Genomic DNA, 24,486 nt, shown 5'->3' on the forward strand with positions numbered 1-24,486 from the left:
GCTTCAGAGCTTTTTAACGCCCCATTTGAGGCCTTCGTCTTCGGGGTGGGTTTTGATTTCGAAGCCCAGTCGCCGCATAAACCCGAGCATATTGCTGTTGCTGGCCAGCACCTCGCCTTCCACGGCCGACAAGCCCATATCACGCGCTGCCGCAAACAACCGCTCCATCAGCCGCACGCCCAGGCCTTTGCCCTGCCATTGATCGTCGATCACGATGGCGAATTCGCAGCTGTCCGAATCGATATTCACCACAAATCGCGCCACCGCCACAATAATCTCGCCCGCCCCGCTAATGACGGTCGAGACCAGCGCCATCTCGCGTGCGTAATCGATCTGGGTAAAGCGCACCAACTGCACCTGCGACAGCGATTTAAGCGTGCTCATATAACGGTTGTAGCGCGTCTCTTCCGACAGCCGTTCCACAAACTGCGTGATCATTTCGGCGTCTTCCGGCCGGATCGGGCGGATGGTCATCGGCATGCCGTTCTTCAGCCGGGTTTCCTGTACCAGATGCGCCGGGTACGGGTGGATGGCCATATGGCTATAGCGACCGGCTTTTTCCGGTTGCGGCGCCAGGATAATGCGTGCGTCCAGCGCGATCACGCCATTCTCATCGGCAATCAGCGGGTTGATATCGAGCTGTTCGATTTGCGGCAGCTCGCACACCATTTCCGACACCCGCAACAGCACCGATTTGACCGCTTCAATATCGACTGCGGGTTGATTGCGGAATTCGCCCAGCATGTTTTTAACGCGCGTGCGCCGGATCAGGTTTTCTGCCAGATATTCATTCAGCGGGGGCAAGCCGACGGCCAGATCGTTGAACACTTCGACCGCAATACCGCCCGCGCCAAAGCTGATCACCGGGCCAAAGGCCGAGTCATGTGCCACGCCCACCATTAATTCGCGCCCGTATTTGCGCGTCACCATGGGCTGCACGGTCAGGCCACGCAGCTTGTCGCCCAGACGCTCGCGCGCGCGGGACAACATGCGGTTGGCTTCGGTCGCCACCGCCATCAGCGTGTTCAGCCCTAACACCACGCCATCAATATCGGTTTTGTGCGTCACGCCTTCCGCGTCGATCTTGAGTACCACCGGCAGGCCCATGCCCATGGCGGCATTGACGGCTTCGTCGGGCGTGGTGGCGCGCACCGTGGTGGTGACCGGGATGCGGAAGGCGCGCAGGATGGCCTTGGATTCCAGCTCATCCAGCGCCTTACGGCCGTGCGACAGCGCGTTGTCGATAATCATGCGGGCCGATTCCAGATCAGGCGCTTCCCACTCTCCCAGCGGCCCCGGCGTTTGCAGCAGCAATTGCTGCGCGTACTGCCAGCTTGCCAGCGAGTAAAACACTTCCACCGCATGCTCGGAGGTGGTGAAGTGCGCCATCTTGTGGCGCGCCAGCAGTTTGCGACTGCTCTCCACTTTCTTGCCCCCAATCCACGCCAGCAACAAGGGCTTGTCGGTGGATTTGCGCAGCGCAATCATGGCCTCCGCCGTGGCCAGATGATCGGTGCCCACCTGCGGGGTAAACACCACCAGCACGCCATCGATATTGGCGTCCGCCAGCACCGCCGCCGTGGTATCGGCAAAGCGAGCGGCGTCGGCATTGCCGAGAATATCGATGGGATTGTCGTGACTGGATTGCGGTGGCAGCAGGCTGTCGAGCCGCGCAATGGTGCTGTCGGTGAGGCGCGGCAACTGTATATGCAGATCACGCGCGCGATCCACCGCCATCATGCCGGCGCCAATGCCATTGGTAATCACCGCCAGCCGCCGGCCGCGCGTACGTACATTGCCGGTGAGCACGCGCGCCGCAATAAACAACTGATTGATCGAACGCAGGCGCAGCACACCGGCGCGGCGCAAGGCAACGTCAAACACATTATCGCGGCCGATCAAACGTTCGGAATGCGTGCGCGCCAGGGCCACCGGATCATCATAACGGCCCACCTTGAGCACCATCACCGGCTTGGAGCGCGCCGCTGCGCGCAGGGCCGACATAAAAATGCGCGCATCCTGGATGTCTTCGATATACAGCAGGATGCTGTGGGTTTTGGGGTCGCTGACCAGGTAGTCCAGCGATTCGCCCACATCCACATCGACCGCGGAACCCAGCGAGATCACCGAGGAGAAACCGATATCCTGGGTTTCCGCCCAATCCAGAATCGCCGAAGTCACCGAGGATGATTGCGAAATCAACGCCATATTGCCGGGCTTGACCTGGCCGACGTAATTGCCACTATTGAGCTTGCTGACCGGGCGCTGGAAGCCGAACACCGTCGGCCCCAACAGCCGCATATGGTATTGCTTGCACAAGGCGTGCAGCCGTTCCAGCAACTGACCTGCGCGTTGTTCGGTGCCGACAAAATCGCAGGACATCACCGCCACTGCTTTCACACCGTGCTTGCCGCATTCAGTCACCACCTCGATCAGCGTGCGTGATGGCGTGGTGATCACGGCCAGGTCTATCGGGGTGTCGATCTGGCTGATATGCCGTACTGCGCTGCGGCCCATCACGCTGGCATGGCGCAGGTTGATGGCAAACAACTGCCCGGTATAACCACCTTCCAGCAGATTGCCAAATACTGTTTTGCCCACCGCGCCCTCGGTGTCGGAGGCACCAATCACGGCAATCGAAGCGGGATCAAACAGCGTAGCCAGATAATGTTGTTTCATATGCGCCTTGCAGCATGCGGCATCGGGCCGCTTGCGCGTTGGTCAGGTCATGCCGGCGGATTGCGGCACCGGGCAGAAGCAGGAATCATGCCGCCGCACGGCAACGCTACTATATACACCTGGTTGTCAGCGTGGACACCGGCGTGAGCATCGTTATAATCACGCCATTCTTCACTGAACAGTCAGGACTAACCCCATGGATATCAGCAAGATTGCCGTTGGCAAAGACGTGCCGAACGATTTTCACGTCATCATCGAAATCCCGGCCAACGCCGCGCCGATCAAATATGAACACGACAAAGAATCCGGCGCCGTGTTCGTAGACCGTTTTATGGGCACCTGCATGTTCTATCCGCTCAACTACGGTTATATCCCGCACACGCTGGCGGAAGATGGCGACCCGGTTGATGCGCTGGTTTACACCCCCTTCCCGTTGCTGCCGGCTTCGGTAGTGCGCTGCCGTGCCATCGGCATGCTGCAAATGGAAGACGAATCCGGTATCGATGCCAAGCTGGTCGCCGTTCCGGTCGACAAGCTGTGCCAGATGACCAAAGACATCCAGAAGCTGGAAGATCTGCCCGCCCTGCTGCTGGCACAGATCAAGCACTTCTTTGAACACTACAAAGATCTGGAAGCGGGCAAGTGGGTCAAGGTGCAAGGCTGGGCGGATAAAGAAGCCGCGCATGCGGAAATTCTGGCCGGTATCAAGCGCGCCGAAGGCTAAGCGTCCGGCAAAGCCAGACCCGGCGCGGTTTGTATTGCAGCGCAACACTGACCGCCCGGTCAAACAAGGCCCTTCCTTCTGGAAGGGCTTTTTTTTCGTGCATCGGTTTATCAGCAGATAGTCATATAGCGGTAACACGCGTCCGCTAGCCTCCCACGCAAAGCACAGTCCGGGGGGGCGCGTGGTGGACATGTCAGTCAATATCAGTGACGTCGTATTCGTCAAAACCAGCAAGGGCCAGCAAGAAATCAACGAGCGCACATTCGGCCTGGCATCACGCCTGCGGCGCGCGCTGATTCTGGTCGATGGCCAGAAAGCGGCGCTGGCCCTGCGTGACATGCTGCTGGGCCTGGATGCCGATGCGCTGCTGATTGAACTGCAGGCTCAGGGTTTTATTGAGCAACGCGCCGCTACACCCAAGGCGGCCCAGCCAGCGGTGCCCGCCCCTGTGCGCGGCCCTGCCACCCTGCAGCCCGCCGCCCCGCCCACGGACCGCGCACCGGCCAGCGAGGTGGTGCTCGAGGTGGAAGAGGTCGACATCCACGACGTGGTCGAACCCACCGCCGAAGCGATGATAGACCCGCAAATGATTCTGCAAGCGCAAGTATTGATGGTGGAAAGTGCCAACCAGTTTCTTGGTTTGATGGCGCGCCAGTTGATCCTGGAAATTGAAGGCATCAAAGACGCCGCCAGCCTTAAACGCGTGATTGGCCGTTGGAATATGAGCCTGCGCCAGTCGCGTAAACCGCCAGAACAAATTGATCGCTATGTGCTGGCGGTGCGCACGCTGGTGGGTATCTAGCCGCGCTGACGTTTGCGATCGCGGTAGCGCTCAAAGCGCTCGCGCGTGGCATCGGCGCTGCGCGTGCCGAAGGCGTAATGGCTTTCCAGCCACATTACATTGATGATGCCAAAAGCCAGCGCCAGGCCTAATCCCAAAATCCAGGTGAAGTACCACATCGTTGTTCTCCTTTGGTCTTAATAGCCAGCGCCAGGCTGGCTGACACGGATCGGGCCACGCATGACGCGGTAGACCCAGGTGGTATACAGCATGATCAGCGGCATAAAGATAATCACCACAATCAGCATGATGCCCAAGGTGCGCTGGCTGGATACGGCGTCCCACAGCGTCAGGCTGGAGGCCGGGCTGATCGACGACGGCAGCACAAACGGGAACAGCGACCAACCCGCAGTAACAATGATGGCGCTGACCGCGGTGCCACTCGCCAGCAAGGTGGCCCAGCCCCAACGCCGCCACGCGCCCAGCGCGCTCAACAAGGCGGCAACAATACCCAGCACCGGCAGCGCAAGCGTGTGCGGATACAAGGTGTAGTTGTGCAACCAGCCTGCCGCCAGCGTGCCCACGGTTTTGTCGCCCGGCCGCAACGCGGTGTTGACGTCGCCCACCTGCAGCAAGGTCAGTCCGTTGCGTTGCGTCAGCCAGACGCCACCCAGGGCAAACAGCAGCGCAGTAAGCACGCCTGCGATGATGACAGCGCGGCGGGCGCGGAACTGGATGGCGCCCTCAGTACGCAGATGCAGAAACGCGGCACCATGCATCAGCAACATCGACAGGCAAACCACGCCGCAGAACAGCGCAAACGGGTTCAGCAAATCGATAAACGCGCCGCCATAGCTCACGCGCACGGTGTTATCGAGCGCAAAAGCGATGCCGGTAAACAGATTGCCAAAGGCCACACCCATGATCAGCGCGGGCACGGCGCCACCGATGCACAGGCCGATGTCCCAGGCTTTGCGCCAGCGCAGGTCTTTAAGCTTGTCACGATAGTCAAAGCCCACCGGACGCAAGAACAGCGCAAACAACATCAACATCAGCGCGCCATACAGCGTGGAAAACGCCGCCGCATACACCAGGGGCCACGCTGCAAACAGCGCGCCGCCCGCGGTAATCAACCAGGTCTGATTGCCTTCCCAGGTGCCGACAATGCTTTCGACCACGGCGCCGCGTTCTTCGTCACTGCGGCCCATCCACGGCAACAAAGCGCCGACGCCCAGATCAAAGCCGCCGGTGAGCGCAAAGCCGATCAGCAAGACGCCAACCAGGCCCCACCAGATTAATTTGAGTGTTTCGTAATCGAACATGATGGCGCGTCCTTTAGTGGCTGGCGGCGGTCTGCGCGGGCAGTGCCGAGGTATCGTTGGCAGTCTCGCCAAAATAGCGACCGGTCTGCAGTGACGCCGGGCCGAGGCGGATGTACTTGAGCATCAAGAACATTTCGATCACGAACAGCCCGGAATAAATCGCCAACAGTCCCCACATGCTGAAATGCAACTGGCTGGCATCGAGCGCCGAGGCGGACAAATGCGTCGGCAAGATGCCGGAGATGGTCCACGGCTGGCGGCCATATTCAGCGACAAACCAACCGGTTTCGATTGCCACCCAAGGCAGCGGAATCGACCACACAATCAGCCGCAGCAGCCAGCGTTGCGGCGCCAGATTGCGCCGCGCCAGAAAGTAGAACGAGGCGGCAAAGATAAATAGAAACAGAAAGCCCAATCCCACCATCAAGCGGAAAGTCAAAAACAAAGGCAGCACTTGCGGGATGGTGTCGCCCGCGGCCGCTTTGATTTGCGCCTCGCTGGCATCCAGCACGGCGGGCGTATATTTTTTAAGCAGCAGCGCAAAGCCGAGGTCTTGTTTAGCGGCTGCAAACTGCGCTCTGACCGCAGGCGAAGTGTCGCCCGCTTGCAGCTTGAGCAAGGCGGCGTAGGCGGTCATGCCGTGGCGGATGCGCGCCTCATGTTCCAGCCGCAAATCCTTGATGCCGGTCACTGGCTGATCCACCGAACGCGTCGAAATCATCCCCAGCACATACGGGATCTTGATCGCGTAATCAGTGCGCTGTTCTTTCTGGTTGGGAATGCCGATGGCGGTAAACGGTGCCGGTGCGGGTGCGGTGTCCCATTCGGCTTCAATGGCGGCCAGCTTTACTTTCTGCACTTCGCCCGTGGTGTAACCCGATTCATCCCCCAGCACGATGACCGAGCAGACCGAGGCCAGGCCAAAGCCCGCTGCCACCGCAAACGAGCGGATGGCAAAGCCGGTATCGCGCGCCTTGAGCAAATACCACGACGACACGCCCAGCACGAACATCGACGCCGCCACATAACCGGCGGCCACCGTATGCACAAACTTGGCCTGCGCCACCGGGTTGAAAAAGACCTGGCCGATGCTGGTCAATTCCATGCGCATGGTGACGTAATTGAATTCAGCGCCCACCGGGTTCTGCATCCAGCCGTTGGCGATCAGTATCCATAGGGCCGATAGATTGGAACCCAGCGCCACCAGAAATGTGACCAGCAAATGCTGCTTGCGCGACAGCCTGTCCCAGCCAAAGAAAAACAGCCCGACAAAGGTGCTTTCCAGAAAAAACGCCATCATGCCTTCGATGGCCAGGGGCACGCCAAAGATGTCGCCGACGTAATGGGAGTAATACGCCCAGTTGGTGCCGAACTGGAATTCCAGCGTAATGCCGGTGGTAATGCCCATTGCAAAATTGATGCCGAATAACTTGCCCCAGAACCGGGTCATGTCTTTGTAGATTTGCTGTCCGGTCATGACGTAGACCGATTCGCAAATGACCAGGATCCAGCTCAGGCCAAGCGTGAGCGGAACAAACAAAAAGTGGAACATGGCGGTCAGCCCGAATTGCAAGCGTGACAGTTCCACCACATCAGCAGCAGGGATCATTGTGGTTCTCCAGATAAAGCAGAAAGAGACGCAGGGCCGGACGCGCGCGCGGTTAGCGGCGTGCCGAGTAATTGTTGGCGCACCAGCGCCGGAGACATCTGCATATGCGGCGCCAGGGGATGGCTGAACCAGACGCTCCACGCCCAATACAACAGCGCAGCTTTAAGGGCGACGACGGCGCTGAGCTCCAGGGCAAACCGGAAGCGGCTGATTTTCGGACGAGCAAGGGCCTTGAGCGTGCGCATGGCGCATCTCCAGTTCAGTCAGATGGAAGGGATTGCCTCCCGGCGGCGGCGGCGGCGCTGTTTCTCATAGGGTGGGTCAAGACCCACTACACAAAGCCGCTGATCAGAAGTGCGATCCAGGTATTTTTTGATGGCTTTGGGTGGTGGGTCTTGACCCACCCTATGCGGCGTCCCCGCGTTCAAGCGGTATGCCGGGGCTCAGCTTATTCAGGCGGCATCGGGCTTGTCCGGCTGGTCGCCGCCGCGCAATCGGTCGGCAAAGCCGAGCACTTTTTGCACTTTGGAGCCCAGGCGCATCAGGTTTTCCAGCGTCTCCGGGCTCAGGCGGTGAATGTCGTTAAACCAGCCGGTGGCCAGTTCAATCAGCTCGTGCATTTCCTGCATGCGCTCTTGCGCATATTTGTCGTCGGCATGGGCGGGCGCGGCCAGCATGGCGTCGCGCAACATACTCAGGGTGGGATCGATTTCGCGTTTCTTTTTTTCTTCCGCCAGCGTGCGGAAGATTTCCCAGACGTCTTTGGGTGCTTCAAAATACTCGCGCCGATCACCCGGCTGGTGGGTCATCTTGCACAAGCGCCACGATTGCAGTTCCTTTAGCCCCATGCTGACGTTGGAACGCGAAAACGCCAGCGTTTCGCCGATCTCGTCGGCGTTGAGCGGATGCGGCGAAATAAATAACAGCGCATAGATCTGCCCTACCGTACGATTGACGCCCCAGCGGCTGCCCATCTCACCAAAGTGCAGCACAAAGCGCTCGGCCAAAGGGGTTAGTTGCATTTGGAATTTCCCGAATTTTCAGTAATTACTGAAAATTGTAAAACTGAGTTTGATCTCGCGCAATATATTGCGTGGCGAATTTTGCTAGGCGCTGTGCGCGACGCTCGCCACGCCGCCAGTTAACATACTGATACGTGGCCAGCCGCAGCGGCCGAAGAGCATGAGAATCCTGATGAATACACCCTCGCGATATAGGACAGTTCCTAAAGACGCCACTCACGATCATGGCCCTGGCTGCGATCATGACCATGGCGCTGTACATAGCCCGGCGCAATCACACGCGCACAGCAGCGTGCACGACCATGCCGGACACGATCACGCGGGCCATGGCGGCCACGATCACCATCATCACGGCGGTCTGCATAACCACGCGCACGGCGTGACCGATGCCCGCCGCATTGCGTGGGCGTTCTGGATCATCGCCGCCTTCATGCTGATCGAAGTGATCGGCGGCCTTTGGTCGGGCTCGCTGGCTTTGTTGGCCGACGCCGCGCATATGGTCTCGGATTCGGCCGCCCTCGGGTTCAGCTGGCTGGCTTTGCGCATCGGCCAACGTCCGGCCAACAGCAAGCTGTCGTTTGGCTACAAACGCCTGGAAATCCTCGCCGCTTTCGTCAATGGCATCGCGCTGTTTGTCATTGCTGGCTGGATCACCATCGAAGCCGTCATCCGCTTTGCCCGGCCGGTGCAAATCCTGTCCGGCACCATGCTGTGGGTGGCCGTGGCGGGTCTGGCGGCCAATATTGCCGCCTTCTACGTGCTGAATGGCGGCAGCCGCGAAAACCTGAATATGCGTAGCGCCTGGTTGCATGTGATGGGCGATATGCTCGGCTCGGTGGCCGCCATCATTGCCGCGCTGGTCATCCGCTACACCGGCTTTATGCCGATCGACCCCTTGCTGTCCATCCTAGTTGCCGCGCTGGTGCTCAAAAGCGCCTGGGGCATCGTGCGCGAGAGCGCGCATATCCTGCTGGAAGGCACGCCGTCACATATCAAACTCAACGACATCAAGCTTGATCTGGAAGCGCATATCAGCGGAGTCAGCGACGTCCACCACGTGCATGCGTGGTCTATGACGGCCGAGCATTTCATGGTGACGCTGCATGCCGCCGTGCCGCCTGGTACTGACGCGGCCGCCGTGGTGGGCGCAATCCAGGCGCGGCTGCGCGAGTCTTTCCAGGTGGACCATGTCACCGTGCAGATTGAAATGGACGATTGCATCGAACGCTATCACCGCAATGAAGGCGGTGTAGCGGGTGTGGATGCCGCCGGATGTACACCGGCGCCCGCGCAGCACGTTCATTGATTACCCGGCTATAAAACCGACTTACACAGGAGAAACCCATGATAGTTCTGGTTACAGGCGCGAGCGGCGGCATAGGCGCCTCGGTGGTGCATCGCTTTGTCAGCGAAGGCCATCAGGTGATCGCCGCAGCCCGTAGCACCGACGCACTGCACGCACTGGCACAGCAATATCCGGGCAAAGTGCTGCCGCTGCCGCTTGATGTGGGCGATAACGCCGCGGTCGTCGCCGCCGTGGCGGCGTTGCCGCCGCAATGGCAAGCCATTGAGGTGCTGGTCAATAACGCTGGCCTGGCTTTGGGCCTGGAACCGGCGCAGCGCGCCAACCTGGACGAATGGGAGCAGATGGTCGACATCAATATCAAAGGCCTGCTCTACGTTACGCGTGCGGTATTGCCCGGGCTGGTCGAGCGCAATCGCGGCCTGGTGGTCAACCTGGGCTCAGTGGCCGGGCGCTGGCCTTATCCGGGCGGCAATGTGTATGGCGCGACCAAGGCGTTTGTCCGCCAGTTTTCGCTGAACTTGCGTGCTGATCTGGCCGGTACGCGCGTACGGGTAACCGATGTGGAACCGGGCATGGTGGGCGGCACCGCGTTCTCGAATGTGCGCTTCAATGGCGACGATGCGCGTGCGGCCAAGGTGTACGAAGGCACCGAGCCGCTCACACCGGACGATATCGCCGATGCGATTTTCTGGATTGCCTCGCGCCCCGACCGTGTCAACGTCAACACCATCGAAATCATGCCGGTGCGCCAATCGTTCGCGGCGCTGGCGATCGATCGCGACCGCAAGTAAGCCCGGGAACACGGGGGGTGGGTGAAGACCCACCCCTGTCTACGCCTTAGCGCAGTTCGAGCGCATTACCGCCTTTGACGTGGGTGAAAGTCTGGATCAGCGTCACTTGGCCCTTGACCAGCAAAGGCGGTGGCACCGGGCCGTACGGTGAGCCCAGCTTCACGAAGTTGACCACCGCGCGATCAAATTGCGGATCGCCAGAGCCATCCACCACGGTTGCGTCGAGCAAAGCGCCAAACGGATCAAAGATCAGCCGCAAGCGCACGCTGCCATACAAGGCTTTGTCGTTGGCATCGCGCGGCGACAGCATCTCGCCCATATGGCGCGCTTTCTGGCGGATGCCATTGGCCCAGTTATCGTAGACAAAGCGCCATTGCGGATCATCCAGATTGTTCGCGGCCGGGGGCAAGGGCGGCGGCAGTTTGATCGCGGGGGTCAGGTCGGCCATACGCGTTACCAGCGGCGGCGGCGCTTCCTGAGCCGACGCGCCATTGTTGCCACCTCCCTTTTCTTTTCCGTTGCCGTTATTGCCTGCCGCATTATTGCCGCCCTTGCCCGCTTTGCCTTTGCCGTTGCTGTTACCGCCGACTTTGTTTGCGGCGACGTTCCCCGCGTTATTAGCGGTCGCACCGGCTGGGGCTGACGGGAACGGCTGTGCCATCTGGATATCCGTGCTGGACGGCGCTGGCGTGACGGCGGCGTTGGGCTTGATCGGTGCGGGCGTGACGTTCGCTGGCGGCGCGGGCACGGCGCTGGGGGCCGGGATGGGCGATGGCGCGGGTGTCGCGGGGCGCGGTGTGGCCAGCGGCGTTGGCACAACGGTCGGCGCGGGCACGGCCGTCGCGACGGGCGCAGGCGCGGCGGTAATTAGCGGAACGGGCCTGGGCGAGGCAAGCGGCGTTGGGGCCGGAGTGGGCAGCGGCGTGGGTTTGGGCGTAGCCACCGGCGTTGGGCGTGGGCTTGCCACTAATGTAGGTGTCGGCGACGGACGCGGCATTGGCGTCGGCGCTGGCGTTGGTGCTGGTGTTGGACGCGGCGTCGGCGTCGGTGTCGGTGTCGGTGTCGGTGTCGGTGTCGGCGTCGGCGTTGGCGTTGGCGTTGGCGTCGGCGTTGGCGTTGGCGTCGGTGTCGGTGTCGGCGTCGGTGTCGGTGTCGGTGTCGGTGTCGGTGTCGGTGTCGGTGTCGGTGTCGGCGTCGGTGTGGGCGTTACCGCAGCCGCGACGTCGCTGGCTGTTTCAGCATCGGGCTCAGAGGCCACCGTCGCCGGCTTCAATGCGCTGCGCGGTATCTCATGGATTTCGGCCTGATTTTCTACATGTTCGCTCAGCACCGGTGCTGGCGTCGGTACGTCTTCGGGCGGTGCTGGCAGCGTTTTGCTCACTGCCACTTTAGACCGATGCGCGTGATGGGCCGGGCGCGGCGGCGGCGTGGGGGTGGGCTGCGCGGTGGGCACCGGCGTAATCGTCTGCAGTTGCGCATCCTGCGCATCGCTCGGTGCCGGTGTGGGCAGCTCGGGCGGCGGCACCACGTTATTCAGCACGATGGTCAACGGCGCGCTGTCGGCATCTGCCGCATCGCGTTTAAACGTGACCGGGATCAGCAGCAGGGCCAGATGCAAAAGCACCGCCCAGATCAATGCCGCCCATAACCGTTGCTGTCTATTCAATGAGGTTGATCGCTCTTGTCGTTGTCGGCCGAGCAGATGCGGCCCGTGTGGCGAGCCAGATTACAGCAGCGTCGGGCCGGTCTGGTCAAACCCAATCGATGCGACGGTCCGCGTGGGCGCTGGTACTTGCAAATGCAACAACGCCGGCACAAGGCCGGCGTTGCACAAGCCCGGTAAAACTCGTCCGGTTACAGCGCGTTGTGTGCCAGGAATTGCAACACGCGACCACGCGCCAGCATGGCGTCGTGCAGATTCCACGGCGCGCCCGCCCAGCGATTAAAGCCATGGTCGCTATCGGGGTAGAGATAGATTTCAACGTTGTCGCGCTCGGCCACTTTGGCCGCCACCGCATCACGCACTTCTTGCGTGATCATGTGGTCTTTGCCGGCAAAGTTGAACAGCAGTGGCGTGTCAGTCTTATCGGCCTGGCCGATCACGTTCTGGATGCCGCCGGGGTAATAGCACACCGCCGCATCCACGTCGCCCGCCACCGCAGTCTGGAAGGACAAGCGCCCGCCTATGCAGAAACCCAGCGTCGCCACCGAGCCGCTCACGTCATCACGGCTGCGCAAGGCGTTGACCGCCCCGACCAGATCCTCCACGGCTTTGTCGCCATCGAGGCCATTCATCAATTCAAATGCGCGCTTGGTGCCCGCTTCGTCATACGCCAGATTGACGCGCGGTTCTTGCCGCCAGAACACGTCCGGCGCCAGCACCACAAAGCCATCCAGCGCGTACTGGTCCGCCACGGTGCGGATGTGTTCGTTCACGCCCCAGATTTCCTGAATAAGCACCAGGCCCGGGCCCGTGCCGCGCGGGGGCAGCGACAGATAACCGGAATAGCTGTCGCCATTGGTACTCTGGATATCGATCCAGCTTGCGTTCATGAGTTGCTCCTGCAGATGTTTGTTGGTTGGTTTTATGCGTTGCGTAATGGCAACGAAGTGCTACGCGCTTTGGCTGACAACCAGCGGTCCAGTTCCCGACCAAACGCTTGTTTATCTGCGGCCGACAAAGCCGCCGGCCCACCCGTGGCCACTCCGCTATCACGCAGGCCCTGCATAAAATCACGCAGGTTCAGACGCTCACCGATATTGGCAGCACTCAGGCGCTCGCCGCGCGGATCAAGCACAGCCGCGCCTTTCTCGATCGCTTGCGCCGCCAGGGGAATATCCGCAGTAATCACCAGATCGCCGGGCCGCACCCGGGCCACGATCTCGGCATCGGCCACATCAAAGCCGCCCGGTACTTGCACAGCACGCAAGTAAGGCGAGGCCGGAACACTCAATAATTGATTGGCGACCAGAACGGTCGGCGTCTGCGTGCGTTGCGCCGCACGGAACAGCATTTCTTTGACGGGACGCGGACACGCGTCGGCATCAACCCAGATGGTGGGCGACGCGGGGGAAGTTGCAGTTGCAATGGATTCAGTCATGCGCGGAATTATAGCCAGTTCATCACCCGCCTCGCGCCTGACAAAAGATAGTCAGCCCAACCCGCCTTCCGGCAAGCCAGCAAAAAACAGAGACAGCGCCAACAACGCGCCTAGCCGACCGCAATCCCGCCCTGGCATCAACAGCCCGCCTTCAGCCACCACCGTGGCCCAACAGACGGTGTCCAGCAACGCCTCGGGGCCGCTGCACTCGTCCCACAGCCCAAGCCTTCAGCCACCACCCCTGGCCCAACAGACGGTGTCCAACAATGCCTCGGTGCGGCTGTAGTCGTCCCATAGCCCAAGCCTTCAGCCACCACACCTGGCCCAACAGACGGTGTCCAACAATGCCTCGGGGCGGCTGCAGTGCGGTCAGCTTGCATACCGCCGGAGCACAGCGAGCGGAGTGGGCTTAATGCCCATGAGCATCGCGAGCACCGCCGGGATGCAAGATGGCCGTGCTGCAGTCGCCCAACAGCCTAAGCGGCGACGCGTTGGAAGTGGCCGATGGTCTGCACCAACCGCTCACGCGCCGCCTCAATCGCTGCAGGCGCGCCCGAATCAGCAGCCTCCGCCAGCGCGTTGTAGGTCACAGCCCAGATTTCCTTGTTCTGTGCGGTGTCGGACTCAAACCGTTCAAACACGTAATCCAGTGCCGATTCAACGGATTCCAGCCGAATGCCGTGGCCGTCGCTTTCAAGGGTATCAATCGCTTTCAAAGTGATCTTGCTCATGGAAGTAGACTCCTGCTCAAGGCGCGATCCAACATCGCTTGCCGTCCAGATTAGGCGCGAGTTGTTACAGAATTCCTGCACCCCGCCCGCCGGTAATTTCGTGCTGCGTGATGCAGCAGAGGGGAAATTAGCACGGACCGTTCCCGTCATAAAACGCCATGAAATCGTTGCCGCCGAACGGTAGTAAAACTACAAATATGAGCAAAAGTTAATGCGCCGCTATCCCGCAGAAGCATTGGATTTCTCCCGCGACTATCGATAAGCTGCCATTCGTCTGACGACAAAAACGCCACAGCTTGCCCTTCGACAGGAACATTGTAAGGTGTGTGCGCACAGCCCGGCTGGTACCAGGATGGCGCAAAAAACCTCGCATTCGCCCTGTCACAGTGCACAGCCCACAGCGGCGTCAGCTATATTCCGAGCACCCCTGCCCAATACTGCAAGTTGCCCAGCAGCTTGCCCCAGCCCGTTTGCGGAGAACAACCATGCTGACCGCACGTTCTGCTCTGGCCAGTCTGATCGCCACAGCGATCCTGGCCCCCTGCCCGGCCTTTGCCGTGCTGGGCGGAGCCCCCAATACCATTCCCGCCAGCAACCTGGTCGCTGCGGCCAAGGCGGCCACCTCAACGGCTTACACCGTGCAGGAATCAGTCGACAGTAGCGGCACGCATTTGCGCGAATATATCAACGCCTCCGGCATCGTGTTCGCCCTGGCGTGGCAAGGCCCCCGCGTGCCGGATTTGCGTACGCAACTGGGCCAGTATTACGACCAGATCCAGAGCGCCACGCGCGCGCCGCATACCGGCCGCAGCAATACCCTGGTCAGCAACGACCAGATCGTGGTGCAGTCGGGCGGCCGCCCGCGTGCGTTTATCGGCCGTGCCTGGCTGCCGGCACAGCTGCCGAGCGGCGTGAACACCCAAGACATCCAGTAAGCGAACGGAGAACCCCATGCGACAACTAATGATTGCGCTGATCGTGGGCCTGTTCGGCCTTGGCGTATTACTGAGCGGCTGTGACGGCGTCGTTGGCAGCAGCCTGAGCGACACTACGCCCACCCCCACGCCCGCGACCGGCAGCCGCGCGCTCCCCGCCGCCGCCAACAATGTGGCCACCCTGGTGGTCGACGCAGGCCCGTCCGAAGTGCAAGCCACCACGCAGACGGTCAACGTGCCCTACGTCACCGTCACCGTATGCCTGCCGTCCTCCACCACCTGCGCCACCATCGACCATGTGCTGGTTGACACCGCGTCCACCGGCCTGCGCCTGGTCGCCAGCGCCATGGGCACGCTTAACGGCAATCTGCCGGTACAACGTATTACCAGCGCCAGTGGCAGCGGCGTATTGGTGTCATGCCTCAACTTTGCCGACGGCGATATCTGGGGCCCGGTCAAACGCGTCGATCTGACCATCAGCGGCGAGACCGCCAGCAATATGCCGATCCAGGTGATCGGTGATTCCAGCTATCCCGATTCGACCGTGCCCAGCAGTTGCTCGGGCGTAGGCATCAACGAAAACACCGTCGCCACGCTCGGCGCCAACGGCGTGCTGGGCGTGGCGCCGCAGGTGCAGGATTGCGGCAGCAGCTGCGCCACCAGCGCCTCTGGCTCGCTGTATTACGTATGCGTCACACCGAGCGATTGCCGCAGCACTCTGCTGGCTACCAGCAGCCAGATTGCTAACCCGGTTTCTTATTTCAGCACCGACAACAACGGCGTTGCGCTTGCTTTCCCCGCGATCGGCAGTGGCGGCGCTAGTAGCGTGACCGGGGCGCTGATTTTTGGCATAGGCACGCAAAGCAACAACGCCATCGTCAGCGAAAAAGCCCTCGACGCGACCGGCTCGTACACGCCCATGGCGTACAATGGCAACACCTACGCCTACAGCTTTATCGATAGCGGCAGCAATCTGTACTTTTTGCCCAGCGCCATCAGCATCACCCAGTGTTCGAGCAGCAGCCTTAGCGGCTACTACTGCCCCAGTGCAGAGCAAACACTGGGCCTGACCGTCTACAGCGCCACGCAATCCACCAGCACCACGGCCAGCATCAGCATCGGCAACACGCAAACCCTGGTGGCCGACAGCAGCCTGCACGCCTTCAACAACATAGGCACGGTGAACTCCGCCATCGCCAACAGCATCGACCTCGGCATGCCGTTTTTCTACGGCCGCTGGGTCTTCAGCGCACTTGAAGGCGCCAGCACCAGCGCCGGCACCGGACCCTACGTGGCGTTTTAAGCGCCAGACGCAACAGCAATAAAAAAGGGGTGAGCCACGGCTCACCCCTTTTTATTGCTGTCTGTACCACAAATCACAACGGACCGCGGGCAGTAAAGCCCCGCTCCGGCGACTTTGAACGGTGGGTCTCGACCCACCCTATAAAGCCCAATTCATCACCCCACGCCCTCGGCTTTTGGTTTGGCTTTGGCCCTGGCCCCGCGACAGCGAAGCGCCTCGCGGTATCAACAAAGCTGTGTCGGGGGCGCTGCAGTGCGGTTAGTTTGCGTACCGCCGGAGCACAGCAACCGCAGCGTACATTCAGTACGTGAGGATTGCGAGCACCGCCGGGACGCAAAATAACCGTGCTGCAGCGCCCCCCTCTCCCAAAGTTATTTTTTGGGGTAGAGACGCTCTAACCACTTCAACGCCTGCTGCCGCTGTTCCCCATTCCCGGTATACAGCAACTCCTCCAAGGCGCGGAACGCCGCATCGGTCTCGCCCTTTTCCAGCATCGCGGCGATCTTCTGCATGGCCGGATCATTCGACTGCCAACCCACCTCTGCGGGCGCGACCGGGGGCATAGGCGGTTTCAGATCAAGCTCGTCGTCGGTCTGTAACGCCGGCGGAGCCAGCTCGATCGTCTCCGCGCCGTCTTCCGCGTCCATGACTGGCGCGGCGTCAAACACTTCGTCTGCGGCGGGCAGCGGGGCAATTTCGTCCAGCATGGCCAGCGCTTGCTCCGGCGTGGTGATGGGCGCGGCTTCGGCCAGCAACAGGGCAAACGGGTCTTCCAGCTCAGGGGCGGCGGACGGTTGCGCTGCGGCCGGGCTTGCTGCGGGCAGTTCTTCAAAGACCAGTTCCGGCGCATTCAGGCCAGCTGGCAGATCCGTCGGGTTCAGGTCGAACTCAAGCGGCTCGCCGATCAGCGCGACGTCGTTGCCGGGCGGCGTGGATGCAACGCTGGCGGCGGCTTCTTCGGCCGAGGTGTAGACAAACTCGATGCTATCGTTCACCGGCGTCACGGGATTGGTCTGCATCACATTGCTGGCGTCGGTCACATCCGGCAGCGTGTGCTCCAGCACCAACGGCGCATCCGGGTCGAGCGCCGGCATCGGATCAAAGGCGCTGGTGTCATGCGGAATCAGATGCTCGGGGATATGCGGTACTGCCGCAGCATCGGCGCGGTTGCTGCCATCCGGATCATCCACGCTTTGATACAGCGGGTTGGACGGATCGAGGGTGCGGCCGATTTGCTGCACTTGTTGCCATAGGCTATCGCTGGCGAACTGCATGCCAAAGCCGAGCGCGCGTTCCTGAAATTCTTCTTTCTGGCCTGTCATGCGATAGGCCTCAAACAGCTTCATCCACAGCGCCAGCGAATTGGGGCGCTGATCCACTTCTTGCGTCAGCAGGCTGATGGCGTGCTCGGGCAAGCCGTGGTCCATCAGCAGTTGTGCTTCTTCCGAGACATTGTCCGGTTGCACCACGCTGACATCCGCTTCGCCGTGCCAGTCTTGCGCCGCTAACGCCGCGGTGGCGGCGGCGACGGCCGGGATGACCGGCGCGGCACCGTGCGCGGTTTCGCCATCAGCAAGCGGTGCGGGCGTAGCGCTACGTAGCTTGGGTTCGGGCCAGATGGTGTTCTGTACCATGCCCTCATCGAGTTCTTCCTCGTCCGCCAGGTGGCGCCATTGTCGGCGCGAACGCCAATAGAACAGCGCCGCCAGCAAGGCAATGACCGCCACCGGGAGTAACAGCCACCACCACCAGCTGATGCCTTCGTCCACCACGGTGGGCGCCTGGGGCGGTGCGTGACGGCGAACAGCCGCAGGCGCGGCGTGCGCAGTGCTCGCAGCCGCCGATGCATTGGCTCCGGCTGCGCTGGCGGCAAGACCGCCTGGGAGCACGCTGGCGCCTGGGGTATCGCTGGCGGCGCCCGCGGCTGGATTGCTGCTTGCCCCGGCCGCCAGCGCCGCAGCAGCGGGCGCACTGGCGCCATTCAGCTGCGCCTGCAGGCTAAGGATGCGGGCATTCAGTTCAGCCAGGCGAGTTTCCATTTGCGCCAGCTGATTGCCCTGGTCTTGCGTCACCGCCGCCAGTTCCTGACGTTTTTTTGCGGCGTCCGCCGGGCTTAACGGCACCAGGGCCGACGGCGGCAATTGTGCTTCGGACAAGCGCAGCACCAATTGAGGCATCGCGCCGCGGTTGGTCGCCACATTGCCCGGCGGCACTGCTTGTAGATTGAGACGTGCCCCGGATGCGCGTAGCGGCGCGCTGTAACCCGCGCCTTCTTGCACGCGGCGCGGTTTACGTTTGGGCGGCGTTACGCTGCTGCTGGTGCCGTCGTCGTTGGCGTTATCGCGCACCGTGTCTGCGGTGCGGCTGCGGCGCGCAGACGCCGGCGCGGTGGTCGGCGGGTTAGCCGTACTGGCCTGCGCCAGACTGCTTGCGGGCAAGCTATCCCGCGGGTCGAGCATGATCTGGTATTCGCGCTGGAAATTGGCCGCGCTTTCGCCGGGGCATTGCAGCCTGACGGCCAGCGCCACCAGCGGTTCCAGCAGCGACTCGGCGGAGCGGATCTGCAGCGTGCCGCGTGTTGCGCTCTGGGCGTCGAACACCAGCCGCGCATTGCGCAAGGTGGTCATGCCGTCATCCGCGGCGGCGACCAGCTGAAAGCAATTGCTCGCGATGTTCTCGCCATCGACCATCGTCACGGGGATGGACGCGTCCAGTCTTTCGCCCAACGCAGAGCGTAGCTGCAGTGCGCCTAGCGTCGCGCCCTGTGCCGGGGCGGCACAGACGAGATACAGCCAGCCACCGGCCAGCCCGTTCAGGAGTGCGAACCGAAATTTCAGTTTGATCAAGAAAGGCTTCGCCTCATCCGACAATTTGTAAACAGCCTGGCAGGATGCAAACGGTTGCGGAAACACAGATGTTTGCACGTCCGTCATAGTGTGCCGGTGCGGCCGACACGTCGTTTTCCTGCCGCTGACTTGTTGCGATTATAAGGAAAGCATCCGCGTTGTTGGCATTTTTTGTCAGCAATATATTGACAGCATGCTTTCATGCGCGGCACTGTCCTCGCTATCATGACAATGCAATTCGCGTAATCCATCGGCCAGACTGAGCCGATGACACTCGCTGCGTGCAGTTTAGCGAATCCTGACACGGTTTTGCCACGCAGCACGTTGTTGCATTGTAGCCGTGGGTAACGCGGCTGCCCGTGCCTGGGTAAGCCAGCACACAAGAATGCGGGCGATGAAGTCAGCGCCCGCCCTGCATAAACCACACAGCACTAAATATAAGGCACGCCGATGGACCGATTGCAAGCCATGCGTATCTTTACACGAGTGGCCGAACTGGGCAGCTTTAGCCGCGCTGCCGAACAACTGCAACTGCCGCGCCCCAGTGTCAGCAACGCGGTACAAGAACTCGAAACGCGCCTGCGCGTGCGTTTGTTTCAGCGCACCACGCGCAAGGTGAGCCTGACGCGTGAAGGCACGGCCTATCTGGCGCAATGTCAGGCCGTGCTGCGCGAATTTGATGCCAGCGAAGCCATGTTCCAGAGCGCCCATACCGGGCCGCGCGGCACGATCAAGGTTGATTTACCCGAGCGCATGGCCTTGCTCACCGTCATCCCCGCCCTGCCCGACTTTCTACAGCAATATCCGGATCTGCGCGTCATCGTCGGCGCCTCGGATCGTTTTGCCGATCTGTTTGAGGCGGGCATTGATTGCGTGGTGCGCGTCGGCCAGCTGCATGACTCCACGTTGGTGGCGCGGCGACTGGGCGAATATCCGCAAGGCAATTACGCCGCGCCCTCTTATATAGATACTTACGGCGCGCCGCGCACGCTGGATGAACTCCCGGCGCATTTTGCGGTGGGTTATCAAACGCGCAATGGCCGCGATGCGGACTGGGAATATCTGCGCGACGGTCAGGTGCATACGCTGGCGGTGCCGACACGCGTTGCCGTCAGCAGCGCGCAGGCTTATCTGGCCTGTTGTCAGGCCGGGCTGGGCATGATTCAAGTGCCCCGTGCCGGCCTGCTCAAAGAAATCCAGCGCGGCGAGCTGGTAGAAGTGCTGCCGGATTTTCCACCGCCCGCGCTGCCGGTGTCGGTGCTGTATCCGCACGGCCGCCATCTGGCCCCGCGCGTACGCGTATTTATTGATTGGGTGAGCGCGCTGCTGGCGCCGCAGATTCAGCCACCGGAGCGGCCAGCCCCGTCGGCGGAATAAGCGCAAAGGTGGCGCGCATGGCCACCACCGCTTCTTGCTCCACCAGCAACACGCCAGAGATATGGCACAAGCGCGAGCCGATCTTGACCCGGTCGATGGCGCACTCCAGCACCTGCCCGGGCCAGACTGGCCGCAAAAAATCCACAGCCAGATTGGTGGTCACCATGCGGCGCTCTGCTGGCAATTGCGCCAGCACGTTATTGGCCAACCAGGTATCGGCCAGCGTGCTGAGCATGCCACCGTGCACAATGCCGCCACCATTGCAGTGCGCGGGCGTAGCCAGCCAGCGGAACAAAACCCCGCCTTCAATCCGTTGCGCAAACACCCGTGCAATCGCTGGCACAAACTGCCCGGCGGACGGCCATAGCGTAAAACCTTGCTGCTGCCAGCGTTGTTCAAGTTCAGCGGCGTCGGGGCCGGGTGCGGCCAGGGGCGTGGTTTGCATCGAGTCTCATCAGTCAGCGATTGCACAGCGCGCGTGCGCATTATGGATAAATGCACCAGCGCAGTGCTGTTGATCAGTGTTTGCTAATCCGGGCAAGCAGGTGAATACCTCATGGGGATGCCGGTCAGCGCTTCAATAAAGTGGCCCCACAGAAATAAAACGATAACTTTTTGTACGATCTGTGGAGGCAATCATTATGAAGCTATTCCGAGGGGTGTATTCAAGCGCGCTACGGCGGAGCGGCCCGGCCGCGCTGCTGTTGCTGGCCAGCCCGGCCATGGCGGCCGATTTGCAAGTTCTGCACTGGTGGGCCTCAGGCGGTGAAGCCAAAGCCGCCACCGCGCTCAAGACCGCGCTGCAAGAGAAAGGCGACCACTGGAAAGATTTTCTGATTCCAGGCGGCGCCGATGCCGCCATTACCACGCTCAACACCATGGCCACGGCCGGGGCGCTGCCGGATGTGGCGCAATCCAAAGGCCCGGCCATCCAGTACTGGGCGCAGCGCGGCCTGACCGCAGATGTAGACAGCGTGGCGCTACGCGATCATTGGGACCAGACGCTGCCGCAAGTGGTGCAGACCGTCATGAAATACCAGGGCCATTATGTGGCGGCGCCGGTCAACGTACACCGGGTCAACTGGTTGTGGGTCAACCAGGATTTGCTGAACAAGGTCAACGCCAAAACGCCCACCACCTGGGATGAATTCTTTGCGACCGCCGCCGCGCTGAAAAAAGCCGGCATCACCGCCGTGGCCTACGGTCAGCAACCGTGGCAAGACGCCACCGTGTTCGAAACCGTGGTGCTGGGCGTGGGCGGTGCTGATTTTTATCGCAAGGCGCTGGTCGAGCGTGATCCTGCGGCGCTTAAGAGCCCGACCATGCTCAAAGCGCTGGAAACCTGGCGGCGCATCAAGCCTTACACCGACAACAACGCAGGCGGCCGCGACTGGAATATCGCCACCAGCATGGTCATTACTGGCAAAGCCGCGATGCAGTTTATGGGCGACTGGGCCAAGGGCGAATTCCTCGCGGCGGGCAAAGTGCCGGGCAAAGATTTTATGTGCGTGCCCGCGCCGGGCACCACCGATGCCTACACCTTTAATATCGATAGCTTTGTGTTCTTCAAGAGCCACCCCGAAGCCGCCAAAGCGCAAGCCGATCTGGCCGAAATCCTGTTGAGCGCGCGCTTTCAGCAGCAGTTCAATCTGGACAAAGGCTCGATCCCGGTGAAGCTGGGTTCCGACATGAGCCGCTTTGACGCCTGCGGCAAGCAATCCGCGCGTGACTTTGAAGCCGACGACAAGAAAGGCACGCTGCTGCCCTCGTTTGCTCACGATATGGCGGTTAAAGCCAGCACCAAGAACGCGATGGTGCAGGTGCTGACCCGGTTCTGGACCACCGACAGCATGACGCCCGCGCAGGCTGCCGCGCAGTTGGTGGCCGCAGCGAAATAAACCTTGCCTTGCCGCATAGGGAGGGGTCTGGACGGGGACGCCGAGTTCCCCCCTATGCACGACCGCCTTTGCGCGCAACCCAGGAATGTTCCCGGTTGTAAGGTTACGGCTGACGAGATATAACCGTGGCTAACCTCGCACCAGGAATATTCCCATGGGTATGCAAAGCGTCCGCACCAAAATCCTGCTGTCTTATCTGTTTGCGGCCGCGCTGCTCACCGCCGCTGCCTTTATAGGCCTGGCCGGCATGCAAACCGGGATCCAGCGTTACGCCGTCGATGTGCAAGCGTTGCAGCAGGCGCAGGTCGAAGTCTTGAGCATGCAGGTACAGTTCAAGATTCAGGTGCAGGAATGGAAAGACTATTTATTGCGCGGTCGTGATCCGGCTTTGCGCGCCAAGCATTGGGGCGCCTTCCAGAAGCAGGAAGCCGCCGTGCAGCAAGCCGCCGCGCACCTGGCGCAAGAGCTGCCACCGGGCGAAGCCGCCGATCTGATGCGCCAGTTTGCCGACGCGCATAAAACGCTGGGCGAAGGCTATCGCAAAGGTTCCGCCGCGTTTGAACAAGCGGGCTTTGATTCCACTGCGGGCGACCACGCCGTAGCCGGCATCGACCGCGCCCCCACCACGCTGCTGACCAAGGCCGTAGCCCGCATCGGCACTGATGCCAGTGCCATCGAAACCGACGCGCATAGCCTGGCGCAGCATCAGCTGTATATCGGCATTGGCGGCATGTGTACCGCGATTGTGGTGGGGCTGATCGGTTTCTTTTTGCTGACCACCCGCAGCGTGATCAACCCGCTGGCGCAGGTGACGCGCCAGGTTGAATCGTTGACGCGCGACAGTGACTTTACCGTGCGCGTCGACGCCAGCGGCCGCGATGAAATCGGCCGCCTGGGTAAGGCACTGAATGAGTGTCTGGCGCATATCCAGCATGCTTTGCAACGTTTGAGCGTGGTCTCGAACGGCCTGGCCGACAGCGCCCGCCAGCTTGACGGTGCGGCTGGGCAGTTGGCTGATAACGCCGCGCAACACAACCAGCACACCGGCAGTATCGCCGCTGCGGTAGAAGAAATTGCGGTCAGCCTGGCGCACACCGCCGACCAGGCGCAGCAAGCGCATGCGCTTAGCCAGGAAGCCGGCGCGCATACGGCGCGTAGTAGCGAATTGTTTGAACGCACGGCCGAATCGATTACCGGGGTGGCCGGGCTGGTGGGCAGCGCCTCTGGCGACGTAAACGCGCTGGGCCAGCATTCAAGCGAGATTTCGACCGTGGCAGATGTCATCCAGTCGCTGGCGCAGCAGACCAATCTGTTGGCGCTCAACGCCGCGATTGAAGCCGCGCGCGCCGGGGAACATGGCCGCGGCTTTGCCGTGGTGGCCGACGAAGTGCGCAAACTGGCCGAACACACTACCCGCTCCACCGGGCAGATCCGCCAGACCATCGAGCGTATCCAGCAAAGCGTGGGCGTGGTGGTAGGCCAGATGCAGACCGTGGTCAGCCGCGTGGATGAATGCCGCGTGCAGGCCAGCGACGCGGGTGAACTGGTGCGCCAGCTGCATCAAGCCAGCGCGCAGATCGTCAGCGCGATGGGTGAGGTGGCGAATTCGGTATCCGAGCAAAGCAGCGCTAACGATGCCATCGCCAACAACGTCGAACACCTGGCCGAGACCAGCGAACGCAACGGCGCGTCGACCAGCACCGCCGCCACCCAGGCGTCTGTGGTCAACGATATGGCCGTGAACGCGCGTCAGATCATCGCGGAATTCCGCATCTAAAGGCATAGGGTGGGTCAAGACCCACCATTCAATGTGGCATGCCAAGGTATGGGTACTTGGCAATCGGCTTTGAGCGGTGGGTCATGACCCACCCTATGCGGAAGCGGCATATTCGCGCAGGCCAGTGACCAGGGCATCGAATACGACGCGGCAGGCGCGGTGGTTGCGCAGGTCGTCGTGCAGCAACGGCGCGTCGACCAGCACCGCCGCTACCCAGGCTTCTGCGGTCAACGATATGGCCGTGAACGCGCGCCAGATCATCGCGGAATTCCGCATCTAAAGGC

At 61.4% G+C, this 24,486-nt stretch carries 22 protein-coding genes; 9 read left to right on the forward strand and 13 right to left on the reverse strand.

Going from position 1 to position 24,486, the window contains the following annotated elements; translation table 11 throughout:
- Window positions 1-3 precede the first annotated feature (3 nt).
- Entirely contained in the window at window positions 4-2,679 is a 2,676-nt protein-coding gene (locus tag ACYQ1A_RS20855; protein ID WP_499365652.1) for a bifunctional acetate--CoA ligase family protein/GNAT family N-acetyltransferase, read from the reverse strand.
- Between the two features lie 196 nt (window positions 2,680-2,875).
- On the opposite strand from ACYQ1A_RS20855, the gene ppa reads away from it, so the two are divergent.
- Window positions 2,876-3,403 carry an inorganic diphosphatase gene (ppa, locus tag ACYQ1A_RS20860; protein WP_062225317.1) on the forward strand — a complete coding sequence of 176 codons (528 nt, stop codon included), beginning with the start codon at window positions 2,876-2,878 and terminating at the stop codon, window positions 3,401-3,403.
- A 190-nt stretch (window positions 3,404-3,593) separates the two neighbouring features.
- A complete protein-coding gene (locus tag ACYQ1A_RS20865; protein WP_499365659.1) occupies window positions 3,594-4,205 on the forward strand; it encodes a hypothetical protein in 612 nt (203 codons plus the stop codon).
- On the opposite strand, the gene cydX is transcribed toward ACYQ1A_RS20865, so the two are convergent.
- From cydX to ACYQ1A_RS20890, 5 genes are all read right to left on the reverse strand, one after another.
- Complete coding sequence (gene cydX / locus ACYQ1A_RS20870) at window positions 4,202-4,363, reverse strand: cytochrome bd-I oxidase subunit CydX (RefSeq protein WP_062224739.1); 162 nt, start codon at window positions 4,361-4,363, stop codon at window positions 4,202-4,204. The genes ACYQ1A_RS20865 and cydX overlap by 4 nt on opposite strands.
- 18 nt (window positions 4,364-4,381) lie before the next feature.
- Entirely contained in the window at window positions 4,382-5,506 is a 1,125-nt protein-coding gene (cydB, locus tag ACYQ1A_RS20875) for a cytochrome d ubiquinol oxidase subunit II (RefSeq protein WP_499365664.1), read from the reverse strand.
- A 13-nt stretch (window positions 5,507-5,519) separates the two neighbouring features.
- On the reverse strand, window positions 5,520-7,115 hold the full coding sequence (locus tag ACYQ1A_RS20880; protein WP_499365668.1) for a cytochrome ubiquinol oxidase subunit I: 1,596 nt from the start codon (window positions 7,113-7,115) through the stop codon (window positions 5,520-5,522).
- On the reverse strand, window positions 7,112-7,360 hold the full coding sequence (gene cydP / locus ACYQ1A_RS20885) for a cytochrome oxidase putative small subunit CydP (protein ID WP_062224740.1): 249 nt from the start codon (window positions 7,358-7,360) through the stop codon (window positions 7,112-7,114). The genes ACYQ1A_RS20880 and cydP overlap by 4 nt, the downstream gene beginning before the upstream one ends.
- Before the next feature lie 207 nt (window positions 7,361-7,567).
- Entirely contained in the window at window positions 7,568-8,137 is a 570-nt protein-coding gene (locus ACYQ1A_RS20890) for a GbsR/MarR family transcriptional regulator (RefSeq protein WP_499365673.1), read from the reverse strand.
- A 292-nt stretch (window positions 8,138-8,429) separates the two neighbouring features.
- Here ACYQ1A_RS20890 and ACYQ1A_RS20895 point away from each other — a divergent pair, with 292 nt between their 5' ends.
- Together ACYQ1A_RS20895 and ACYQ1A_RS20900 are read left to right on the forward strand one after the other, a co-directional pair.
- Entirely contained in the window at window positions 8,430-9,443 is a 1,014-nt protein-coding gene (locus tag ACYQ1A_RS20895) for a cation diffusion facilitator family transporter (protein ID WP_499365677.1), read from the forward strand.
- A 38-nt stretch (window positions 9,444-9,481) separates the two neighbouring features.
- Window positions 9,482-10,234: an SDR family NAD(P)-dependent oxidoreductase gene (locus ACYQ1A_RS20900; RefSeq protein WP_499365680.1), complete on the forward strand. Its 753-nt coding sequence runs from the start codon at window positions 9,482-9,484 to the stop codon at window positions 10,232-10,234.
- 46 nt (window positions 10,235-10,280) lie between these two features.
- Here the strand turns inward: ACYQ1A_RS20900 and ACYQ1A_RS20905 are convergent, their stop codons facing one another.
- The 4 genes from ACYQ1A_RS20905 to ACYQ1A_RS20920 form a co-directional block, all read right to left on the reverse strand.
- The gene (locus ACYQ1A_RS20905; protein WP_499365681.1) at window positions 10,281-11,858 is read right to left on the reverse strand and encodes an energy transducer TonB; all 1,578 of its coding nucleotides are present in this window, start codon (window positions 11,856-11,858) and stop codon (window positions 10,281-10,283) included.
- 230 nt (window positions 11,859-12,088) lie between these two features.
- Window positions 12,089-12,787, reverse strand: a complete 699-nt coding sequence (locus ACYQ1A_RS20910) for a dienelactone hydrolase family protein (protein ID WP_499365682.1) — start codon at window positions 12,785-12,787, stop codon at window positions 12,089-12,091.
- Between the two features lie 32 nt (window positions 12,788-12,819).
- Window positions 12,820-13,335 (reverse strand): YaiI/YqxD family protein, encoded by a 516-nt coding sequence (locus ACYQ1A_RS20915; RefSeq protein WP_499365683.1) that lies wholly within the window; start codon window positions 13,333-13,335, stop codon window positions 12,820-12,822.
- Window positions 13,336-13,811: 476 nt separating this feature from the next.
- On the reverse strand, window positions 13,812-14,066 hold the full coding sequence (locus ACYQ1A_RS20920; protein WP_062225375.1) for a hypothetical protein: 255 nt from the start codon (window positions 14,064-14,066) through the stop codon (window positions 13,812-13,814).
- Window positions 14,067-14,551: 485 nt separating this feature from the next.
- Here ACYQ1A_RS20920 and ACYQ1A_RS20925 point away from each other — a divergent pair, with 485 nt between their 5' ends.
- Together ACYQ1A_RS20925 and ACYQ1A_RS20930 are read left to right on the forward strand one after the other, a co-directional pair.
- Window positions 14,552-15,001 carry a DUF2844 domain-containing protein gene (locus ACYQ1A_RS20925; protein WP_499365684.1) on the forward strand — a complete coding sequence of 150 codons (450 nt, stop codon included), beginning with the start codon at window positions 14,552-14,554 and terminating at the stop codon, window positions 14,999-15,001.
- Window positions 15,002-15,017: 16 nt separating this feature from the next.
- Window positions 15,018-16,304 carry a DUF3443 family protein gene (locus tag ACYQ1A_RS20930; RefSeq protein ID WP_499365685.1) on the forward strand — a complete coding sequence of 429 codons (1,287 nt, stop codon included), beginning with the start codon at window positions 15,018-15,020 and terminating at the stop codon, window positions 16,302-16,304.
- 371 nt (window positions 16,305-16,675) lie between these two features.
- On the opposite strand, the gene ACYQ1A_RS20935 is transcribed toward ACYQ1A_RS20930, so the two are convergent.
- Window positions 16,676-19,150 carry a type IV pilus assembly protein FimV gene (locus ACYQ1A_RS20935; RefSeq protein WP_499365686.1) on the reverse strand — a complete coding sequence of 825 codons (2,475 nt, stop codon included), beginning with the start codon at window positions 19,148-19,150 and terminating at the stop codon, window positions 16,676-16,678.
- Between the two features lie 468 nt (window positions 19,151-19,618).
- On the opposite strand from ACYQ1A_RS20935, the gene ACYQ1A_RS20940 reads away from it, so the two are divergent.
- Complete coding sequence (locus ACYQ1A_RS20940; RefSeq protein WP_499365687.1) at window positions 19,619-20,527, forward strand: LysR family transcriptional regulator; 909 nt, start codon at window positions 19,619-19,621, stop codon at window positions 20,525-20,527.
- Here the strand turns inward: ACYQ1A_RS20940 and ACYQ1A_RS20945 are convergent.
- A complete protein-coding gene (locus ACYQ1A_RS20945; RefSeq protein ID WP_499365688.1) occupies window positions 20,454-20,972 on the reverse strand; it encodes a PaaI family thioesterase in 519 nt (172 codons plus the stop codon). The genes ACYQ1A_RS20940 and ACYQ1A_RS20945 overlap by 74 nt on opposite strands.
- 196 nt (window positions 20,973-21,168) lie before the next feature.
- Between ACYQ1A_RS20945 and ACYQ1A_RS20950 the strand changes: the two genes are divergently transcribed.
- Together ACYQ1A_RS20950 and ACYQ1A_RS20955 are read left to right on the forward strand one after the other, a co-directional pair.
- Window positions 21,169-22,425: an ABC transporter substrate-binding protein gene (locus ACYQ1A_RS20950; RefSeq protein ID WP_499365689.1), complete on the forward strand. Its 1,257-nt coding sequence runs from the start codon at window positions 21,169-21,171 to the stop codon at window positions 22,423-22,425.
- 154 nt (window positions 22,426-22,579) lie between these two features.
- Window positions 22,580-24,202, forward strand: coding sequence for a methyl-accepting chemotaxis protein (locus tag ACYQ1A_RS20955; RefSeq protein WP_499365690.1), 1,623 nt, complete (start codon window positions 22,580-22,582; stop codon window positions 24,200-24,202).
- Window positions 24,203-24,295: 93 nt separating this feature from the next.
- Here the strand turns inward: ACYQ1A_RS20955 and ACYQ1A_RS20960 are convergent, their stop codons facing one another.
- Entirely contained in the window at window positions 24,296-24,463 is a 168-nt protein-coding gene (locus ACYQ1A_RS20960; RefSeq protein ID WP_499365691.1) for a hypothetical protein, read from the reverse strand.
- Window positions 24,464-24,486 lie beyond the last annotated feature (23 nt).

The sequence above is a fragment of the Silvimonas sp. JCM 19000 genome, assembly GCF_054652575.1.

What these genes read in the sequence shown, in the direction of transcription:
- ACYQ1A_RS20855 (WP_499365652.1), bottom strand. Translation starts at nt 2,679, where the DNA reads ATGAAACAACATTATCTGGCTACGCTGTTTGATCCCGCTTCGATTGCC.
- ppa (WP_062225317.1), top strand. Translation starts at nt 2,876, where the DNA reads ATGGATATCAGCAAGATTGCCGTTGGCAAAGACGTGCCGAACGATTTT.
- ACYQ1A_RS20865 (WP_499365659.1), top strand. Translation starts at nt 3,594, where the DNA reads ATGTCAGTCAATATCAGTGACGTCGTATTCGTCAAAACCAGCAAGGGC.
- cydX (WP_062224739.1), bottom strand. Translation starts at nt 4,363, where the DNA reads ATGTGGTACTTCACCTGGATTTTGGGATTAGGCCTGGCGCTGGCTTTT.
- cydB (WP_499365664.1), bottom strand. Translation starts at nt 5,506, where the DNA reads ATGTTCGATTACGAAACACTCAAATTAATCTGGTGGGGCCTGGTTGGC.
- ACYQ1A_RS20880 (WP_499365668.1), bottom strand. Translation starts at nt 7,115, where the DNA reads ATGATCCCTGCTGCTGATGTGGTGGAACTGTCACGCTTGCAATTCGGG.
- cydP (WP_062224740.1), bottom strand. Translation starts at nt 7,360, where the DNA reads ATGCGCACGCTCAAGGCCCTTGCTCGTCCGAAAATCAGCCGCTTCCGG.
- ACYQ1A_RS20890 (WP_499365673.1), bottom strand. Translation starts at nt 8,137, where the DNA reads ATGCAACTAACCCCTTTGGCCGAGCGCTTTGTGCTGCACTTTGGTGAG.
- ACYQ1A_RS20900 (WP_499365680.1), top strand. Translation starts at nt 9,482, where the DNA reads ATGATAGTTCTGGTTACAGGCGCGAGCGGCGGCATAGGCGCCTCGGTG.
- ACYQ1A_RS20910 (WP_499365682.1), bottom strand. Translation starts at nt 12,787, where the DNA reads ATGAACGCAAGCTGGATCGATATCCAGAGTACCAATGGCGACAGCTAT.
- ACYQ1A_RS20915 (WP_499365683.1), bottom strand. Translation starts at nt 13,335, where the DNA reads ATGACTGAATCCATTGCAACTGCAACTTCCCCCGCGTCGCCCACCATC.
- ACYQ1A_RS20920 (WP_062225375.1), bottom strand. Translation starts at nt 14,066, where the DNA reads ATGAGCAAGATCACTTTGAAAGCGATTGATACCCTTGAAAGCGACGGC.
- ACYQ1A_RS20925 (WP_499365684.1), top strand. Translation starts at nt 14,552, where the DNA reads ATGCTGACCGCACGTTCTGCTCTGGCCAGTCTGATCGCCACAGCGATC.
- ACYQ1A_RS20930 (WP_499365685.1), top strand. Translation starts at nt 15,018, where the DNA reads ATGCGACAACTAATGATTGCGCTGATCGTGGGCCTGTTCGGCCTTGGC.
- ACYQ1A_RS20940 (WP_499365687.1), top strand. Translation starts at nt 19,619, where the DNA reads ATGCGTATCTTTACACGAGTGGCCGAACTGGGCAGCTTTAGCCGCGCT.
- ACYQ1A_RS20945 (WP_499365688.1), bottom strand. Translation starts at nt 20,972, where the DNA reads ATGCAAACCACGCCCCTGGCCGCACCCGGCCCCGACGCCGCTGAACTT.
- ACYQ1A_RS20950 (WP_499365689.1), top strand. Translation starts at nt 21,169, where the DNA reads ATGAAGCTATTCCGAGGGGTGTATTCAAGCGCGCTACGGCGGAGCGGC.
- ACYQ1A_RS20955 (WP_499365690.1), top strand. Translation starts at nt 22,580, where the DNA reads ATGGGTATGCAAAGCGTCCGCACCAAAATCCTGCTGTCTTATCTGTTT.
- ACYQ1A_RS20960 (WP_499365691.1), bottom strand. Translation starts at nt 24,463, where the DNA reads ATGATCTGGCGCGCGTTCACGGCCATATCGTTGACCGCAGAAGCCTGG.